Origin of the sequence: Limnobacter sp. CACIAM 66H1 (assembly GCF_001601825.1) — a bacterium.
Taxonomy (GTDB): domain Bacteria; phylum Pseudomonadota; class Gammaproteobacteria; order Burkholderiales; family Burkholderiaceae_B; genus Limnobacter.
On record NZ_LUJK01000047.1, the window covers coordinates 1 to 18,274 of the forward strand.

Annotated in this window: 15 protein-coding genes, 1 tRNA gene and 1 pseudogene; 15 read left to right on the forward strand and 2 right to left on the reverse strand. The window is 52.5% G+C overall.

Annotation, left to right across the window (positions count from 1 at the left end):
* The 8 genes and pseudogenes from A0129_RS12520 to A0129_RS12555 form a co-directional block, all read left to right on the forward strand.
* The coding region (locus A0129_RS12520; RefSeq protein WP_291715438.1) for a molybdopterin dinucleotide binding domain-containing protein at nt 1-1,561 on the forward strand (1,561 nt) is incomplete at its 5' end.
* 17 nt (nt 1,562-1,578) lie between these two features.
* Entirely contained in the window at nt 1,579-2,565 is a 987-nt protein-coding gene (gene ybiB / locus A0129_RS12525) for a DNA-binding protein YbiB (RefSeq protein ID WP_291715440.1), read from the forward strand.
* A pseudogene (locus A0129_RS12530) lies at nt 2,552-3,782 on the forward strand (NAD(P)/FAD-dependent oxidoreductase). The gene ybiB and the pseudogene A0129_RS12530 overlap by 14 nt, the downstream one beginning before the upstream one ends.
* Nucleotides 3,783-3,958: 176 nt before the next feature.
* The gene (rpsU, locus tag A0129_RS12535; protein ID WP_105027193.1) at nt 3,959-4,171 is read left to right on the forward strand and encodes a 30S ribosomal protein S21; all 213 of its coding nucleotides are present in this window, start codon (nt 3,959-3,961) and stop codon (nt 4,169-4,171) included.
* A gap of 10 nt (nt 4,172-4,181) precedes the next feature.
* Nucleotides 4,182-4,628, forward strand: coding sequence for a GatB/YqeY domain-containing protein (locus tag A0129_RS12540; protein WP_291715441.1), 447 nt, complete (start codon nt 4,182-4,184; stop codon nt 4,626-4,628).
* 107 nt (nt 4,629-4,735) lie between these two features.
* Complete coding sequence (gene dnaG, locus A0129_RS12545; RefSeq protein ID WP_291715443.1) at nt 4,736-6,616, forward strand: DNA primase; 1,881 nt, start codon at nt 4,736-4,738, stop codon at nt 6,614-6,616.
* Nucleotides 6,617-6,890: 274 nt separating this feature from the next.
* Nucleotides 6,891-9,347, forward strand: coding sequence for an RNA polymerase sigma factor RpoD (rpoD, locus tag A0129_RS12550; RefSeq protein ID WP_291715445.1), 2,457 nt, complete (start codon nt 6,891-6,893; stop codon nt 9,345-9,347).
* A 19-nt stretch (nt 9,348-9,366) separates the two neighbouring features.
* Nucleotides 9,367-9,442: transfer RNA gene (locus tag A0129_RS12555), tRNA-Ile, on the forward strand.
* Between the two features lie 47 nt (nt 9,443-9,489).
* Here A0129_RS12555 and A0129_RS12560 read toward each other — a convergent pair.
* A complete protein-coding gene (locus A0129_RS12560) occupies nt 9,490-9,894 on the reverse strand; it encodes a BLUF domain-containing protein (protein ID WP_291715447.1) in 405 nt (134 codons plus the stop codon).
* A gap of 266 nt (nt 9,895-10,160) precedes the next feature.
* Between A0129_RS12560 and flgM the strand changes: the two genes are divergently transcribed.
* The 6 genes from flgM to A0129_RS12590 all read left to right on the forward strand — a co-directional run bounded on the left by flgM (nt 10,161) and on the right by A0129_RS12590 (nt 16,942).
* Nucleotides 10,161-10,457, forward strand: a complete 297-nt coding sequence (gene flgM / locus A0129_RS12565; protein ID WP_291715449.1) for a flagellar biosynthesis anti-sigma factor FlgM — start codon at nt 10,161-10,163, stop codon at nt 10,455-10,457.
* Nucleotides 10,458-10,657: 200 nt separating this feature from the next.
* Nucleotides 10,658-11,770 carry a ferredoxin reductase gene (locus tag A0129_RS12570; RefSeq protein ID WP_291715451.1) on the forward strand — a complete coding sequence of 371 codons (1,113 nt, stop codon included), beginning with the start codon at nt 10,658-10,660 and terminating at the stop codon, nt 11,768-11,770.
* Nucleotides 11,771-11,800: 30 nt separating this feature from the next.
* Nucleotides 11,801-12,892, forward strand: coding sequence for an acyl-CoA desaturase (locus A0129_RS12575; RefSeq protein WP_291715453.1), 1,092 nt, complete (start codon nt 11,801-11,803; stop codon nt 12,890-12,892).
* Nucleotides 12,893-13,000: 108 nt separating this feature from the next.
* Nucleotides 13,001-13,516 carry a porin family protein gene (locus A0129_RS12580; RefSeq protein WP_291715455.1) on the forward strand — a complete coding sequence of 172 codons (516 nt, stop codon included), beginning with the start codon at nt 13,001-13,003 and terminating at the stop codon, nt 13,514-13,516.
* A gap of 182 nt (nt 13,517-13,698) precedes the next feature.
* Complete coding sequence (locus A0129_RS12585; RefSeq protein ID WP_291715457.1) at nt 13,699-14,658, forward strand: ABC transporter substrate-binding protein; 960 nt, start codon at nt 13,699-13,701, stop codon at nt 14,656-14,658.
* A 13-nt stretch (nt 14,659-14,671) separates the two neighbouring features.
* Nucleotides 14,672-16,942: an ATP-binding protein gene (locus A0129_RS12590; RefSeq protein ID WP_291715459.1), complete on the forward strand. Its 2,271-nt coding sequence runs from the start codon at nt 14,672-14,674 to the stop codon at nt 16,940-16,942.
* Nucleotides 16,943-16,957: 15 nt separating this feature from the next.
* Here the strand turns inward: A0129_RS12590 and A0129_RS12595 are convergent, their stop codons facing one another.
* Nucleotides 16,958-17,776, reverse strand: coding sequence for a methyltransferase domain-containing protein (locus A0129_RS12595; protein WP_291715461.1), 819 nt, complete (start codon nt 17,774-17,776; stop codon nt 16,958-16,960).
* Between the two features lie 132 nt (nt 17,777-17,908).
* Between A0129_RS12595 and A0129_RS12600 the strand changes: the two genes are divergently transcribed.
* On the forward strand, nt 17,909-18,271 hold the full coding sequence (locus tag A0129_RS12600) for a phage holin family protein (protein WP_291715479.1): 363 nt from the start codon (nt 17,909-17,911) through the stop codon (nt 18,269-18,271).
* The last annotated feature ends 3 nt before the right edge of the window (nt 18,272-18,274 follow it).

An 18,274-nucleotide genomic window follows, 5' to 3' on the forward strand; every position in this document is an offset into this window, starting at 1 on the left:
CGCTGAATTGGTGGTGGTGCAAGACGCTTACCTGACGCCTGCCACCGTTCAGTATGCCGATGTTTTATTGCCGGCTACCACCTGGGGGGAAAAGGAAGGTACGGTCACCAACAGCGAAAGGCGAATCAGCCGCGTGCGGCCTGCCATGCCTGCCTATGCGGATTCAAAAAACGATTGGCAAATCGTGGTGGAGTTTGCAAAACGCCTAGAAGTTGAATTGCAAAAGCTGGGTGTTGAAAGCCCACGTGTGCCGGGTGGCGCTGAAGCTTTTATGCCCTACACCAGCACCGAAGAAATTTTCAACGAGCATCGCGAAACCACGCGGGGCCGTGATCTCGACATTACGGGATTGAGTTATGCAACCTTGGAAACCATGGGCCCGCAACAATGGCCCATGCCTGAAGGCGCAGCCCAGGGCAAAACACGCCTGTACGAGGAGGGGGTCTACCCCACCACTACAGGCAAGGCCAAGTTTGTATTTGCCAATTATGAACCCGTGGCCGAAGAGGCTGATGCACGCTTCCCATGGCGCTTGAACACCGGGCGCCTGCGTGATCAATGGCATGGTGCTAGCCGCACAGGTACTTTGGCCGAATTTTTTTCGCACGAAGCCGAGCCAGTGATTGCCTTGCACCCGGCCGATTTCAAGCGCCTGAATTTGAAACCCAACGGATGGGTGTCGGTGAAGTCTCGCCGTGCCACCATTACGTTGCGTGCGAAAGAAGACGAATCGGTTGCACGCAACCAGGCCGTGTTGCCCATGCATTGGGGGCCAGAGTTTTTTGGTGGAAAGTCGGGTGTTGGTGGCGTGAATGCGCTCACCACAGAGGCCTTTGATCCGTATTCCAAGCAGCCTGAACTAAAGCATTCCGCTGTGCATATTCAACGCGCTCATTTGCCCTGGCAAGTGGTGGTGTTTGTGCACAGTGAACACTGGTTAAGTCTGTGGCAAAAAGCCCGAGCGCTGTACTCGGAATTTGACGTGGCAGTGTGCGTACCCGTCGGCCGTGAACAAACCGGTGTGCTGTTTCGTGCAGCCAGTGCGCAGGCACCGGGTAAGGAGATTGTTGACCGTTTGCAAGCTTTGTTTGAATGCGAGGGTGGCGACGTCATGGTGTATTCCGATCCGAGAACCAACGCACAGCGGCGAATCGGTGTGAAGTTACAAGCTACACCCCAAGGTCAAAAAGCCATGCTGAGCAAGGTGTTCTTGGCGGGTAATATCGAATCCGAGGCGTGGTTGAGAAATTATTTTGATCAACAACTGGATGTCATGCCCCTGCGCAGTTTTCTTTTGGCGCCAGCAAGCCAGCCACCTGGGGTACACACCGAAGCAGTGCGCATGGTGTGCAACTGTGTGGGTGTTTCTGAACAGGCCATACAGGCCGGAATTGCGATTGCCTGCGCAAAAAGTTCTGGTGTAAACCCATTTGGCGATGAAAATGAAGTGCTCACTGGTTTACAGGCCAACCTGAAATGCGGCACGCAATGTGGTTCCTGTGTGCCTGAAATTCGGAAACTGATTCGCGCACAGGCCAGCCTTGCTACAATAGCGCCTTGAGTTTCTCTTGAGCCGACATGCCCAATTCCATCCAAACTGGCAATTTTTCCTGCGCACCATTCATTAAAGAAATTGGTCGCGGGAAGGATGGTGCTCGTGGCTTGCCCCTTGATCAAGCCAAAACCCTGTTTTCAGCCATTTTGCGCGGTGAGGTGTCCGATTTTGAACTGGGCGCGGTGCTGATTGCATTGCGTGTCAAGGGCGAAAGCCACGACGAGTTGATCGGTTTTTTGCAAGCCATCGCCGAGCACTGGCCCGACGAGAGCCATTCGCCGCATTTTCACACCCTGCAAGCGCTCAACGCGCGATCCCGGGCCGAGGGCAAACCTGTCATTGTGATTCCCAGCTACAACGGTGCACGACGCAAGCCCAACTTTACCCCGCTGTTGGCGGGCCTTTTGGCGCAGCGCGGCTACCCTGTACTGGTTCATGGCTTGCAAAGTGACTTTACAGGGCGAGTGACCAGTGCAGAGGTATTTGCTCACTTGAACTGGAACGCAGTGGACCTGTCTCATCCTGCTCCAGTGTACTTGCCCATGGCGCAAATTTACCCGCGTATTGAAACCTTGTTGCAAACCCGCAAAATGCTGGGCGTTCGCAGTTGCACGCACACGCTGGTCAAGCTGATTGTGCCCAGTGCGTTTGCAGATGCCTTGCTGGTGACCAGTTATACCCACCCGGAATTCTGGACTTTACAGCGTGAGGTGCTCTGCGCTACTGGTCACACTGCACTGGTGTTGCGCGGCCACGAAGGTGAACCGGTGGCTGCACCCTACCGCAGCCCTCGTATGGATGGCGTGAAAGCCGGTCGCACCTGGTGTATTTCCGAGCCCGAAAACCTGTTCACCGAGCAGCCTGATCCCCACCCCGACATCGACGCAGAATCAACCGCGCGCTTGATTGAAATGTGGCTGAACAATCCGCAGGAAATGCCGCATGGTTTTGCGCGACAACTGGATGCGATTGAGGCAATACACCGCGCAGCAAGCCATGCAGCAGTTTGATGTGATCGTAATTGGAGCCGGTGCTGCTGGACTGATGTGTGCCGCACAGGCCGGGCAGGGTGGTTTGCGGGTCGCCTTGTTGGACCACAGCGAAAAACTGGCTGAAAAAAATTCGGATCAGTGGTGGCGGGCGTTGCAATTTCACCAACATGAATGTGTCTGAGGGCAATTTCATTTCGGAAAACCCAAAGTTTGCGCGCGCTGCCTTGATGCGTTACACACCCGCCAATTTCATTGGATTGGTCAAGCAATACAACATACCATTCCATGAAAAGCACAAAGGTCAGTTGTTTTGTGACCGCAAAAGCGATGACATCATCGACATGTTGGCGGCTGAATGCAATGCCGGCAAAGTGAAATGGTTTCGACCGCACAGCGTGAACCTCGTTGAGCACGATGGCAGCTACTTCAAATTGACCACCACGGCAGGTGCCCTGCAGGCTCGCAATGTGGTGGTGGCCACAGGTGGTTTGCCCGTGCCCAAGATAGGCGCCACTGATTTTGGTCTGAAGTTGGCCAAGCAGTTTGGCCATGCGCTGGTGGATCAAAGGCCGGCACTGGTGCCGCTGACCTTTGATTCTGCCCAGTGGGAGCCCTTTGTTGAATTGGCAGGGGTTGCGTTGCCGGTGTACAGCCGCGGTAGCGACCCCCACGCCCCCTGGTTTGATGAAGACTTGTTGTTTACCCACCGGGGCTTGAGTGGCCCTGCCGTGCTGCAGGCCTCTACTTACTGGAATCCGGGCAAGCCAATTACGCTGAACCTGGCTGGCCGGCAAACCGACGCAGCGGCGCTACAAACCGATTTGTTACAGGCCACGCTGGGTGCGAAAGCCAATGCCGAAAACTGGTTTGCAGCGCAAGTGCCACATTGGCCCAAGCGTTTGGCACAAGCCTGGTTGAAGAAGCCTGAACTGCAGACCATTGCTGGTCGCAAGGTGGCCGAGTTGGGTAAAAAGCAGTTGGGCCCGCTGGCGCAGCTAATTGCAGCTTGGCAGCTGGTGCCCAGTGGCACCGAAGGTTACAAAAAAGCCGAAGTGATGCGCGGCGGGGTTAGCACCGCTGATTTGCAAGCTAAAACCCTCGAGTCGCGCAAAATTCCAGGCCTGTACTTCATTGGAGAGGTGGTGGATGTCACAGGCTGGTTGGGTGGCTACAACTTCCAGTGGGCTTGGGCCAGTGGCTACACCGCAGCCCATGCGATATTGGGCCAAAAATAGTTGAAAATCCTTGAGAAAACCGGCTTTCGCATGGTACTATCTCGGTCTTTGCCAGATTCTTGGCGGTAACTCTTTGCTCTAACGCATTGGGTTTTGCATAAAACAATGTGCAAAATCAATGGGTTAAGGGTTTGAAAGAGCTGAAAAACAATTTACGAACACCCGATTGGAGCCATATGCCAAACGTTCGCGTTAAAGAAAACGAGCCATTTGAAGTAGCCCTGCGTCGCTTCAAGCGCACAATTGAAAAGACAGGCCTGTTGACTGAACTGCGTTCACGCGAGTTCTATGAAAAGCCAACTGCTGAGCGTAAGCGTCTGAAAGCCGCTGCCGTGAAGCGTCACTACAAGCGCCTGCGCAGCCAGATGTTGCCCAAGAAAATGTATTGATTCGTTTGGTATGTCACTGAAAGCGCAAATTCTTGAAGACATCAAGCAGGCCATGAAGGCCCGCGAGCAAGCAAAACTCGCAACGCTTCGAATGCTCTCAGCGGCAATCAAACAAAAAGAGGTCGACGAACGCGTCGAACTCGACGATGGGGCCATTCTTGCCATCATCGAAAAGCAAATCAAGCAACGAAACGAAGCCGCCATCCAGTTTGAGCAGGGTGGTCGGCCAGAGTCGGCTGAGGCTGAAAAAGCCGAAGCTGCAGTTTTGGCATCTTATCTCCCCGCGCAATTGTCTGAGGCTGAAGTGGTGGCAGAAATACAGGCCATTGTTCAGGCTGTGGGCGCAACCGGTCCGCAAGACATGGGCAAAGTCATGGGCGCAGTGAAAGCCAAGTTGGCCGGAAAGGCTGACATGAGCAAAGTATCCGGGTTGGTCAAGGCCGCTTTGACCAAATAAGCGGGCCCATCGCAAGCCAACTGCTCGTTTCCTCCCCTTTGGGTTTGTTATTCTAGAAGTCGGGCCTTCGGCTCTGATTTTTCTGCATGTGAATTCACCCAAACTGCATGATTCCTCAAAGCTTTATTGATGACTTACTCTACCGCCTCGACATTGCCGATGTGGTGGGACGTTATGTGCAATTAAAAGCAGCCGGGGCTAACTTGCAGGGCTTGTGTCCGTTCCACAACGAGAAATCTCCATCATTCACGGTCAGTCCGTCCAAGCAGTTCTATCACTGTTTTGGTTGTGGTGCACATGGCAATGCAGTGGGGTTTGTGATGGAGCACCTTGGCCTTACCTTCCCCGAAGCCGTTGAAAACCTGGCTGGTAATCTGGGCCTTGAGGTGCCTTATGAAAAAGGCATGGATGTTCCGGCTGAAGTGCGTTCTGAGCGGGAAGAGTTGGTGGAGTTGCTGACGCGCGCCGCCAACTACTACAAAGGTCAGTTGAAAAAAAGCCCGGTGGCGATTGATTACCTGAAGAACCGCGGATTGACGGGGCAAGTGGCTGCCCGCTACGGCATGGGTTATGCCCCCGATGGGTATCAAAACCTTGAGACGGTGGTTGAAAATTACGCCAGCAATACCCAGCTCGATTTGGCCGGGTTGACCAAGATCAGCGACAGCAATCGCAGATACGACGCGTTTCGAGGTCGAATCATGTTTCCGATTCGCAATGCCAAGGGGCAGGTGATCGGGTTTGGTGGTCGTGTACTGGGTGACGAAAAACCCAAATACCTGAACAGCCCTGAAACGCCTGTGTTCTCAAAAGGGCATGAGGTGTACGGTTTGTTCGAGGCGCGTCAGGCCATTCACAAAATGGGCTACGCCTTGGTGACCGAGGGTTACATGGATGTGGTGGCTCTGGCGCAATGGGGTTTCGAGAACGCGGTGGCCACGCTGGGTACAGCAGTCACGCCTGATCACGTGTTGAAATTATTCAAACAAACCGATCGGCTGGTGTTTGCCTTTGATGGTGACGGTGCTGGTCAGAAAGCAGCCTGGCGTGCTTTGCAGGCCTGCTTGCCACATGTCAGTGAAAACAAGCGGGCGGATTTCATTTTCCTGCCCGCCGAGCATGACCCTGACTCATTTATTCGAACCGAAGGTCCAGACGGCTTCGAGGCCATGGTGGCGCAAGCTGCCTCTTTGTCCGAGTTTTTGACACGTTACCTGGAGCGAAACTACCCTTTGCAACAAATTGAGGGCAGTGCGGCAGCCATTTCATTTCTAAAGCCTTTGATTGTGCAGATGCAGCCCACTGTCTACAGGTCTTCGCTGTTGCGTGCATTGGCGAATTTGCTGGGTGCGACACCCATGGAGCTTAGTCGCCACCTTGGTTTGAAAAGCCGTGAGGGTGGGGGTGATTACTTTTCGCCGAAAAACAAGGGGCAATTTCAAGGCGGGCAGCAAAGCGGTCTGCAGGGTCAGTTTTCTGGCAAAAAATTGGGTAAGCGGTTCGGAAAGTTTGAGGATGAGCCGCTTCAAAACAATTGGGGGCCAAGGCCCACGGCAAAATCACCATTGTTGAGCCTGGCTGCGCGGGTTATTCGGGCGCCCCAACATGTCGAGCTGTGCAACACATTGCTTGAGCTCTACGAGCGGGAGAAAAACCCTGCCGCAGAGGTGCACAGTTTTGTCCATTTGCTTGAAAAGATCAGAAATGACCCCAACTTGCTTGAAGCGAGGCTTCAGCATGCCTTCAACGACGAAGTGCATCAAAACTGGGTTAACTCGGTTCTCAAAGAGGCGCGCAGTTTGGATGATTCCCTCGATTTTGAAACCGAGTTGCGTTCTGGCGTGTATCAATGTAGCGAGCTTTGGTTTAAGGCTGAGCTGGAGCGGCTAAGCGCTGAAATGCCCACCCAGGGGGAGCAGCTGCGTTGGTATCACGAGTGCATGCAACGCTTCCAAGAATTAAAACAAAAGCGAGTTAATCAGTTATAATTAAGGGTTACGGTGCAGCTTTTGCATCTTTTTGTAGTGCGTATTTGCGCACTGAGTGGCTGTTATTGAGTTGTTCAGGGAATGAATGTTCAAAATACTCAACATTTTTTCAAAAACACAGGAACAGAAAGCCAAATCCGGCCACAAAACCAAGTCTGCGAAGTCACAGGCCGTGAATTCTCAGCATACCGATACACACACACAGATTCCTGGTGGCCAAAAGCCGGAGAAGGAATCCTCCACTAAGGCATCCAAACGCAAGGGAGCGTCGTCAATGGCAGGGAAGAAGGTTTCTCCTCAAAAGGCAACTGTAAAAGAAGCGAAAGTAAACACCGTGGTTAAGAAGACAGAATCCAAGAAAACAGCACCTGTTGCTGAAAAGCCTGTGAGCAAGAAAGCCGCTGCGCCCGCACCCGCACCTGTTGTGGCCGAAGAAAAGCCCAAACGTGGTCGCAAGCCCAAAGTGGTTGAGGCAGTGCCTGAGCCCGTGGCCAAGGCAGCCAAGCCAGTGGCCAAAGCAGCCGCCAAACCGGCCAAGGTTGCCGAGCCTGTAGCGGTAGAGGAAGCACAGCCCAAGAAACGTGGTCGCAAACCCAAGGTGGTGGAACAGGCGGCGCCTGCACCAGCCGCAGAGGCCCCAAAAGGGCGCGGACGCCCGCCCAAAGCTGGCAAGCCCAAGGCTGAAGAAGAGGATGACGAGGATATCGATTCCGGTGCAGACGCATCGCTCGATTCCGACGACGTGCCTGAAGACGACGATTCTGATGCCAAAAAAGCCGACCTGGTGATCATGCCCAAGCGTGGTCGTGGCTCCAAGGCCAAAGACAAAGCCCTGATCAACTCGGCTTACCTCAGCTCGGCCAACGCCACAGTTGAAGAACTCGAATTGCGCCGCAACCAGCTTAAAACCCTGATCAAAATGGGTAAAGAGCGCGGCTACCTGACCTTTGCTGAAATCAACGACCACTTGCCTGACGATGTAACCGACGGCGAAGTGATCGAAGCCATGGTCAGCACCTTCCACGACATGGGTATCACTGTTTACGAACAGGCCCCTGACGCTGAAGCCTTGTTGATGAACGACAACGCACCCGTGGGCACTTCTGCTGAAGACGCAGAAGAAGAAGCTGAAGCCGCGTTGAGCAACGTTGACTCTGAATTTGGCCGCACCACCGACCCAGTTCGCATGTACATGCGTGAAATGGGTACGGTGGAGTTGCTGACCCGTGAAGGCGAGATTGAAATTGCCAAGCGAATTGAAGCCGGCCTGAAAGACATGGTGCAGGCGATTTCGGCTTGCCCGGCGATCGTCGAAGACGTGGTGGGCCTCGGCCAGCGCATTGCTGAAGGTTTGTCGACAGTAGATGAGGTGGTGGACGGCATTGTTGACGACTCCATGACCGATGACATGGTTGAAGCGGCTGCCCCTGAAGAGGTCAGCGACGACGAAGACAGCGATGACGAAGAAGAAGGCAATGACGGTGGCACCACCTCCGGCATGTCGGCTCGCCAGCTGGAAGAACTCAAGAAGAATTCTCTGGTGGTTTTCGCTGAAATTGAAAAGCAGTTTGCCAAGCTGAAAAAAGCACGTGCAGATGGTGGCTACAATTCTGCAGCCTACAAAAAAGCCAAGGAAGCGATTGCCGAACAGTTCATGAAAATTCGCTTCACGGCCAAGCAGGTTGAGCGCCTGTGCAGCATTTTGCGAGAGCAAGTGGACAGTGTCCGCAAGATTGAACGTGAAATTTACGACATTGCCGTGAACCGCGTTGGCGTACCCCGCGAGCAGTTCCTCGACAAGTTCCGTGGTCATGAAGTGGAAGCGGCCTGGGTGGATACATTCAGCGCATCCAATGCGGCTTGGGCTGAAACCTGGGCGCGTAATATTCCCGCGATCAACGAATTGCAGCAGAAGCTGGTCGCCATTCAAGACGCTGTTTCTTTGCCCTTGAATGACCTGCGCGCGATCAACAAACAAATGGTGTCTGGTGAAAACCGTGCCCGTTTGGCCAAGCGTGAAATGATCGAGGCCAACTTGCGTCTGGTGATTTCGATTGCCAAGAAGTACACCAACCGTGGCCTGCAATTCCTCGATTTGATCCAGGAAGGCAACGTGGGCTTGATGAAGGCGGTGGACAAGTTTGAATACCGCCGTGGCTACAAGTTCTCAACCTATGCCACCTGGTGGATCCGCCAGGCCATTACGCGCTCTATTGCTGACCAGGCACGCACCATTCGTATTCCGGTGCACATGATCGAAACCATCAACAAGATGAACCGTATCAGCCGTCAAATTCTGCAGGAAACCGGTATTGAGCCCGATCCAGCGACCTTGGCCGAGCGCATGGAAATGCCCGAGGAAAAGATTCGCAAGATTCTGAAAATCGCGAAAGAACCCATTTCGATGGAAACACCGATTGGTGACGACGACGATTCTCACTTGGGCGATTTCATCGAAGACAACCACACTTTGGCCCCGCAAGACGCCGCACAGTACAGCAGCCTGCGCTTTGTGACCAAAGATGTGCTCGATTCGCTGACCCCACGCGAGGCGAAAGTGCTGCGTATGCGTTTTGGTATTGAGATGAGCACCGACCACACGCTGGAAGAAGTGGGCAAACAGTTTGATGTAACCCGTGAGCGGATTCGTCAAATTGAGGCCAAGGCACTTCGCAAGCTGCGTCACCCCAGCCGCTCAGACAAGCTGAAAAGCTTCCTGGAAGGCGAATAAAGCTTTTGAAAGGTAAAGTGGGGCTGTAGCTCAGCGGTTAGAGCAGAGGACTCATAATCCTTTGGTCGAGGGTTCGAACCCCTCCGGCCCTACCAGTAAAAACAAGGACTTAGAGGTGAACAGCCCCTAAGTCCTTTTGTTTTCAAACCTTGATCAGCAGGGTGTTGAATTCTCGGATCACTTGCGTAAATGCATCTGCATGCAATGTTTCCAGGCGATGTGCCCGAAGTTTCGCAACATGCTCAAAGGTAAGCGGTTCCGCTTCAATCACACCCATGGTCCAGTTGTCGAACATGCGTTCTTTCATTGGAGAAATTTGAATGATTCGACTGTCGGTGTGCCGCTTGTCGTCCAGAATTTTCATGTAGGTGCGCAACACAATTTGCTCGGGCCCTTCCAGCACTTGCATGAACATGCCGCCACCGTGAACCAACACGCCGGTGATGTCCGCAGCTTTGTTGTTTTTCCTGGAGGTCAGCAAAATTTCCTTCAGTGCTTCTTCACTGAAATCGGACTTGGCCTGGCTGCAATATAAAAGACGAATCATGAGCAGCACTCCGGGTGGGCTGGGGGTTTAGCGATTTGATTTCACCATGCTAGTGTGTTGAGCCGACAGTGCGTCGAGAGAAGATGTGGGTGATTCAGGTGGCAATTCCTGCTTTACCCGCATGGGCTGGGCGATGGCTTCATTATTTTCTGACAGGCTGTCAGCCGAAGTCTTGCTGTCATATTCCTGTATGCCTGATTTATATCGGGAATTGTTCTAAGTATCTTTCTGTCTTTCCACCCTGAAAACCCATCCTCAGCATCATCATGATCTCTGGCGACAAACCCCCGATAGCCTTCACCATGCCCGATCCCAAGAAGGCGGATGCTTTGGCCGCCTCTCGCCCGCCGGAGGTGAAAACGGCCGCGGACCGGGATGGGGCCAGTGTGGTGGTGTCGATTTCAAGGCCCAGGGGTACAATGTTGGTCGACAGCACTACCCCATTTGATGCGGACAAAGTGGAAATGATTCGCCGTCAGCTCAGTGAGGGTGGCTTGAAAATTGATGCCAATATTGTGGCTGATCGTATGATTAACGATCAAAAAGCGCTGTTGGGTGGGTAAATTTTTAAAAGTGTTCACTTAAATTTGATTTTTAGCTGTTTGTAAAAAATTCCATATAAATCAATTATTTGTGCGTAATTATGAGTGTACAGTTGTACTCTTCTGACACTTTATTCTAGTTTTTTCAGCAAAATATCTTGCGAAAAACAGGCGTTTTTAGTTACATTGGTGCACATATGTTCACTAATGTGGAAAACGCCATGAGAACCAATAGCCAACTGTCCAACAAAGTCGTTCGCGGACTCTCCAGAATTCTGGGCCAGGAATTCGTGACTTTCTGGCTGGAGCAAGCCGGCAGCACAGTGTCAACCGATCGTTGTTTGGCCGAGGTGGTGCGTATTGACCGTGAAACTGCCGATGCAGTCAGTCTGTGGTTGCGCCCCAATGCCTTGTTCAAAGGTTTCGAGGCTGGCCAACACGTGAACTTGAGCGTGACGATTGATGATGTAGTGCACACCCGTTCTTACAGTTTCAGCAGCGCGCCGTTGGCCACTGGCCTTGTGCGCTTGACCATCAAGCAGACCCCGACCGGCCTGGTGTCACGTTATACCGTGAATCAGCTTGAAGTGGGCGCTGTGGTGGAACTGGGCGATGTGTTTGGCGACATGACCCTTGCTCACACCCAGCCAAATCTGAACGCCGAACGCCCCACCATGTTGCTGTTGGCGGCCGGTAGCGGTATTACCCCAATGATCAGCCTGATTGAAGAACTGCAAGCCAAGGGTTGGCCCGCCGATGTCACACTGATGAGCTGGGCGCGCAACCCGGAAGATGTGCTGTTTGATGCGTTGCTGAAGGCCAAAACCAACGAACACTTCAAGTATGTACGCTTGCTGGAAAGTGGTGCGAATGTGGCTGAAGGTGATTTGGTAGGCCGCCCCAGTGCTGAGCAGTTTGCTGCCGTCGCAGGCACCTTGGACAACACTGACGTTTACGCTTGCGGCCCTGATGGTTTCATGACTGCGCTGCGCGGCATTTTGGGTGACGCGCCCAAGAGCTTCCACGCCGAATCATTTACCCCCATGGCCTTGAGCATTGACGAGAACGCCGAGGTCAAAACATTCACTGTGACCCTGACCAAAAGCAATCGCATTCTTGAGGTGAGCAACAACAAGCCACTGTTGAAAGCATTGCAGGAGCAGGGCATTAACCCACCGCATGGTTGTGGCATGGGAATTTGTAACACCTGTTCTTGCGAAAAGCTGACTGGTACTACGCAAAACATGCAAAACAAATCAGTGTGTGGCAACAACAACACGGCGCTGCGTTTGTGTATCAACGCCGCCCAAGGCCCGGTTTCACTGGACCTGTAAAAGCAAAACCTAAAAATACTGGAGCAAATCATGAGAAAAGCCGACCGCAAATTGAGCCCCGCTGAACTGGAACAGTTTGGTGCCGAGATTGAAGCGATTCGCCAGAAGCATTTGGCCGACGTGGGCGAACGTGATGCCAAGTACATCACCAAAATTGAAAAGGCCGTGCGCTACACCGAAATCGCAGGCCGTGGTTTGTTGATGGCTGGTATTTTCCCACCAGCATTTATTCTGGGTACCTTGACTTTGGGCGTGTCGAAAATTCTGGAAAACATGGAGCTGGGCCACAATGTGATGCATGGCCAATACGACTTCATGCAAAACAAGCGACTGATGGGCCAAACCTATGAGTGGGACACTTGGTGTACCAGCGACAATTGGCGCTACAGCCACAACTATCGCCACCACACTTACACCAATGTGTTGGGTGAAGACCACGACATCGGTTACGGCGTGCTGCGCCTGTTCCCTGAGCAAAAATGGGAGCCCCGTTTTTTGTTGAATATTCCGATGATGGCGCTGCTGGCCACCTTCTTTGAAAACCTGTTGGCTTTGCAAACGCTTGAGCTTGAAAAAGTGATCAGCGGTGAAAAAACCCTGAAGGAAACCAAAGACCGAGCCATTCCGACCTTCAAGAAAGCCGGTCGGCAAATTGCGAAAGACTATGTGTTCTTCCCACTGTTGGCTGGCCCATTCTTTTTGCCAGTGTTGGCAGGCAACTTCTTGGCGAACATCATTCGCAATTACTGGACTTTCACGATTATTTTCTGTGGTCACTTCACGGCTGATTCTGAAGTGTTCGACAAGTCAATTATTGATGGTGAATCGCAAGCCCATTGGTATCTGCGGCAGTTGAAAGGTTCGTCAAACCTGACCGGTGGCAAACTGTTTCACATCATGTCTGGCAACCTGAGTCACCAGATTGAACACCACCTGTTCCCCGAAGTACCTGCGCATCGCTACGCTGAAATGTCAGTAGAGGTGCAGGAAGTGTGCAAACGTTACGGTCAGCATTACAACAAGGCTTCGATTGTGAAGCAGTTTTCAACTGTGGTGGCCCGTGCATTCAAGTACAGCTTGCCAAGCTTAAAGCGCAAGAATCAAGAACCCTTGGCAGCTTGATTACTGTGTATCACGGGTTTTTGTAACCCATTGGCTGATTTCCTGCGTTAGGAACTGTGCACTCCCCAAGGGGTGCGCAGTATCCATAACAAATGAAGGAAGTCAGCCATGAAAAAACTAATTTCTATTGCCGTTTTGTCTGCAGCTGCAGCAAGCCCCGCTTTCGCTGAAGGCCCCTACCTGGGCGCCGCCTACAACAGCCTGGGAATTACCGACAGCCGTATCGGTGGAGTCGAGCTGGATGTCGACACGCTGGGTGTGGTCGGTGGCTACGAACTCAGCCCCAACCTGGCCGTAGAGGGTCGCCTGTTGACGGGTGTGGACGAAGAAAACTCGGGCGCATTCCGAGCCGAGGTCGATTCCTATATCGGTGCCAACCTCTTGGGCAAGTTGCCTTTGAACAACCAGTTTTCGCTGTATGGCACGTTGGGCTATGGTTTTCTGGATGCCAACATCAGTGGTCCCGGCTTTAATACCAGCGACGACGATGGTGCACTCAGCTATGGCGGTGGTGTGATGTACACCGCAGGCAACGTGAATATTCGTGCTGGCTATGAAATGCTTTACGACAAAGACAACATCGAAGCCGATGGCCTGAATTTGACTGCCACATTTGCATTCTGATCTCAAGTTAATCCGGGGTGTGCCAGCCCTGGCCACCCCTGTGTTCACGGCTTGCGACACTCCTTGAGTGTTTGATCATTCAATGTCGGGAAGAGATGGCTTTTTGTGTTTCTTCTTGGTAATTTTCTGATGTAACAAAACCCCTACACTTTTGAGGGGTCCTTTGCTCATCGAGAGTTTGAATGGTTCGAGCCGCATTTTTTCTCAGTTTATGGTTGCTATCACTTGCCGCGCATGCGGCGCCCTTGCGCATCGGGGTTTCTGAAACCCTGTTGTCTTTGCCTTTGTACGTCGCCGAGGCGGAGGGGTTTTTTCAGAAACGTGGTGTGAATGTTGAGTTTGTGAATTGCATTGGCGGTAATCGCTGTGTAAAAAACATGCTTGACGGTCAAACCGACATGTCGACAGCCACCGAGCTGCCCGTGGTGTTCAACAGTTTTTCCCGAAGTGATTTCGCAATTTTGACCAGCTTTGTCAGTGTTGCGAACGATTTGAAGGTGGTGGCGCGCACTGATGCCAAAATTACGGAGCCTGGCAAGCTGCGTGACAAAACCCTGGGCTATGTCAAAGGTGGTGCAAGCCAATATGTGCTGGATTTGGTACTGGTTTACAACGGTATTGACCCAGACACGGTGAAACTCAAAGCGATTACCCCTGAGACGGCACTGACCGCTTTGGCCAACAAGGAGGTGGATGCACTGTGCATTTGGGAGCCATTTGTGTCTCGCATTGAGTTGGAGCTGGGGACTGATGTACAACTGGTGCCCATTCCCAAGTTGTACACAGAAACATTCAATTTGATTGCCATGCAAAGCGCAATCAAAGCCAGGCCGCAAGAACTTGAACGGATTGTGCAGGCCTTGAAGGACAGCACCCAGTTTATCCAGACTCATCCCGAGAAGGTGAAGGCCTTGGCTGCCAAGCGTTTGAGAGTACCGGTGACGCTGATTGACAAAATATTTGATGACTACCGTTTTCGCTTGAGTTTGAACCGTTCTTTACCGCGCACAATGGAGGGGCAGGGGCGCTGGGCCCTGCGGGTGGGGCATGTGCCAAGCAATCTGCCTCAACCCAATTACACCAGTTTTTTATACCCGGCATTTTTGAAAACAGTCGACCCCAGCGCTGTGTCGCTTCAATAACGGGAAGTATTTAGTGCGCGTTGCTACCAAAATCAACCTGGCCATTCTCAGTACCGTGATTTGCGCGGTGGTGTTGGTGTTGGGCAATCTGTTCATTCTCAGTGAGCAATTCAAGGGCTTGGAGCAGTCGCAAAAAGCTCAAAACATCACTCGTTTGTCTTCCAGCCTGTTGGTGCTGACTCAGGAATATGTGTTGTTCAAGTCGCCTTCAGTGGCTGACGCTTGGTTACGTACCCAAGAAGAGCTTGAACGCCTGATCAAGACCACAGTTCATCCCTCTGTGGCTCCCCAAGAGTTGTCGGACATTCAGGCTAGCCTGGCTGAACTGAAACCAATTTTCAATGAATTGAATAACACCGCAGTGCCAGGCAACAACGCTGCTTTTCTGGAGCGCCGCCAAAGCTTGATTGTCGAACGCCTGATTGCAGAAACCCAGGTCATTTCAGAGTTGGGTTATCAGTGGTCCACACAGGTGAATGAAGCACAAGCCAGAAACCTGAAAGGACTCACGGTCCTGGAATCGGTGGGCTTGGGTAGTTTTGTGGTGGTGATTGCCTTGTTGGTGGTGTTGATGCGCACGGGGGTGTTGAACCCATTGGCCAAGTTAAAGCGCACAGCGGATGAAATTCGAAATGGCAATGAAGATGCGGTGTGCGAGATCAACACCAACGATGAATTGGGTGACGTGTCCAAAGCCGTCAACCAGATGGCCCACAACCTGGCCCACAAAAACAAGCGCCTTCGAGAGGCCAATACACGCGTAGAAATGGCCAGCCAGGCCAAAACAGAGTTTCTGTCAAACATGAGCCATGAGATCCGCACGCCCTTGAACGGGATTGTTGGTCTCACCTATTTGCTAAAGGACACCTCGGTGTCCAGCAATCAGAAATTGTTGCTGGAAAGTCTGGAAAAAACATCGCGCAATTTGATTGATCTGGTCAGTGATGTGCTCGATATCTCCAAAATTGAAGCCGGCAGCATGGAGCTGGAATCCAAACCGTTCTCGACACTGGAGTTCATCGACAAGGTGTCAGGAATCATGACGGGTGCTGCGGCGAACAAGCCAATCGAGTTGATTATTGATCCCCCTGGCGACATGCCGAGCGAGTTGATTGGCGACGAATTGCGCTTTCGCCAGATTGTGGTCAACCTGGTTGGCAACGCAATCAAGTTTACGCAGGCGGGGCATGTGCATTTGCAGTTGCAGGTGCTTTCCAATCAGGGGGGTGTTTGCCGATTGCGCGTAGAGGTGCGGGACACTGGCGTGGGTATTTCGCCGCAAGGTCAGGCTAATCTGTTCCGGCAGTTTCACCAAGCGGATACCTCGGTTGCCAGGGAGTTTGGCGGTTCCGGCCTCGGACTGAGCCTGGTTAAAAAGCTGGTCGAATTGATGAACGGCAAATTGGGATTCTTCAGTGAGCTGGGGCATGGCAGCACCTTTTGGGCGGAACTGGAATTCGCAGTGCCTCAGGGTGCAGTGCGTTCATCGACCGTGATGGGTGACACCGTGCTCTTGGTGTCGGACAGTGAGCTACAGACCCAGGCGCTGCTGCATGCCTGTGAGCTGGTTGGGCGCAAGTTGATTACCGTGGCCAACCTCGACGAGGCAAGCCAATTGATCGCTGACAAAACAACTGTCGCAGGCGTTTTGCTGGACTTTCCCAAGCGGCAAATCGATCGCCTCGCCTGGATTGATTTTGTCAAAGCAATGGGTTTGGTGGGTATTCCGTGTGCGGTGTTGCTGGGTAGCGATGACACCAAGCGTTTGCTGGACAAGGGCATCAGCGAAATATTCAGTGCGATCTATGTGAAGCCCTTGACGCCGCTGCAACTACAAAATGCTTTTAAGAATGCCAAACCGAACTTGAACATTCGATCGAATTCTGCGCCTGCAGCGCGCGGCAAGATGAACTTGTTGATCGTGGATGACAGCGATTTGAACTTGAAGGTACTGGAAGGGATTTTGGTGCGCAAGCAGGCCAATATTACCAAGGCCAACAATGGGCTGGAGGCCTTGTCATTCCTGCTGCAATACGGCCATGGCTTTGATGCGGTGGTGATGGATGTGCAGATGCCGTTGATGGATGGACTTGAGGCCACCCGTGAGCTGCGCAAACAGCCATTCAATGCAGAACTGCCCGTGATTGGTTTGACTGGTGAGGTCGGGCCGGAGGACGAGAGACGGGCACTGGACGCCGGGATGAACGCAGTACTGCACAAACCGCTTCAGCCCGAGGACCTGATGTATGTGCTCAACAAGTTGGTTAGGCCAGTGAGCGTTTGAGCGCATTGAGCCAGCTTATTTGGCGGCCACAATCCACATGTTGTCACTGGTGGGCTGTCTGTCTGCCAATCCAAACTGCACCACTTTCATGCCTTGACGAACAATCAGGGCTTCCAGGTTTTCGGGTGTGAAGTAATTCACGTGGTCAGGCAGTCGGAAACCACACCATTTCTCGGCACGAATTTTCCGGTTCCAGGAACCATAGTTTGGAACCTTGATAATGACCACACCGCCGGGTTGAAGGACCTTGGCCACACCCTGTAGCAGACCGTTGGGTTCCACTTCGTGTTCCAGAAAGGCGCTCATCAGCACGCCGGCAAAGTGGTTTTCGGGCAGCTTTTGTATGCCGTTCAAGGCATTGTCGTGCATGATGCTGCCGCCTCGGGGTTCGACCACTTCACTGGCCGCTTGGGCGAGAGCTTTGGATACCTCAATGCCATAGGGTTGGTATTTGGCGGGCAGGGTAGCCAGCAAGCCGCCAGCTGCACAGCCAATGTCCAGCACGCGGCCACCGGGAATGTATTTCTCGATGAGCTCAGGCAATTTGTTGCGCTTCAATACCTTTTGCCGAAAATGTTTGAAGGCGCGGCTTAGGCCTTGCTTGACCGGCTCGCGTTCCTCGCGTATCTGGCGTTCGGTTTCCGAGGTTTTTTCCCAGGCAAATTCTTCGCTAAGACGCTCGTAAACCGGCGCTCGTTTCAAATACACAAAATGGCATTTGTTGCATTCGATCATGGGCCATTCGCTGTTGCCATAGCTGAGTACCTGTGCGTCTTCTGCGCTGTTTTGGCAGAAGGGGCAACTGCGGGAGACAAGGCGTTGAGTGACATCCATCTGAAATTCTCGTTATGACGTAATGTAGTCGCTTAATGTTGCGAATGAACCGGTTTGATCGAAATGTGATAGCTTGGCAACCAAGCCTTTTGATTGTACATCACTTGTTTTCCGAACTTGGAGGGAATGAATTTGAAACTCTTGCTGAGCTGGATTTTACACGCAGTGGCACTGATGGGTGTGGCCTACTTGCTGCCAGGTGTGGTTGTGGAGGGGTTCTGGGCCGCGTTGTGGGCAGCGTTGATTCTGGGTTTGGTGAATACCATTGTGAAGCCGATTCTGCTGATTCTGACCCTGCCGTTGACCGTGCTTACGCTGGGCCTGTTTTACTTCATTTTGAACGGCTTGATGTTCTACTGGGTCGGTTCCATTCTGGAAGGTTTTCAGGTCAACGGTTTTTGGTGGGCTGTGTTGGCCGCTTTGTTGTATTCCCTGTTCGCTACTTTTTTAAGCTCGATCCTGTTTCAGGAAAAGGTCAGGATCGAGCGGATCTGAAAC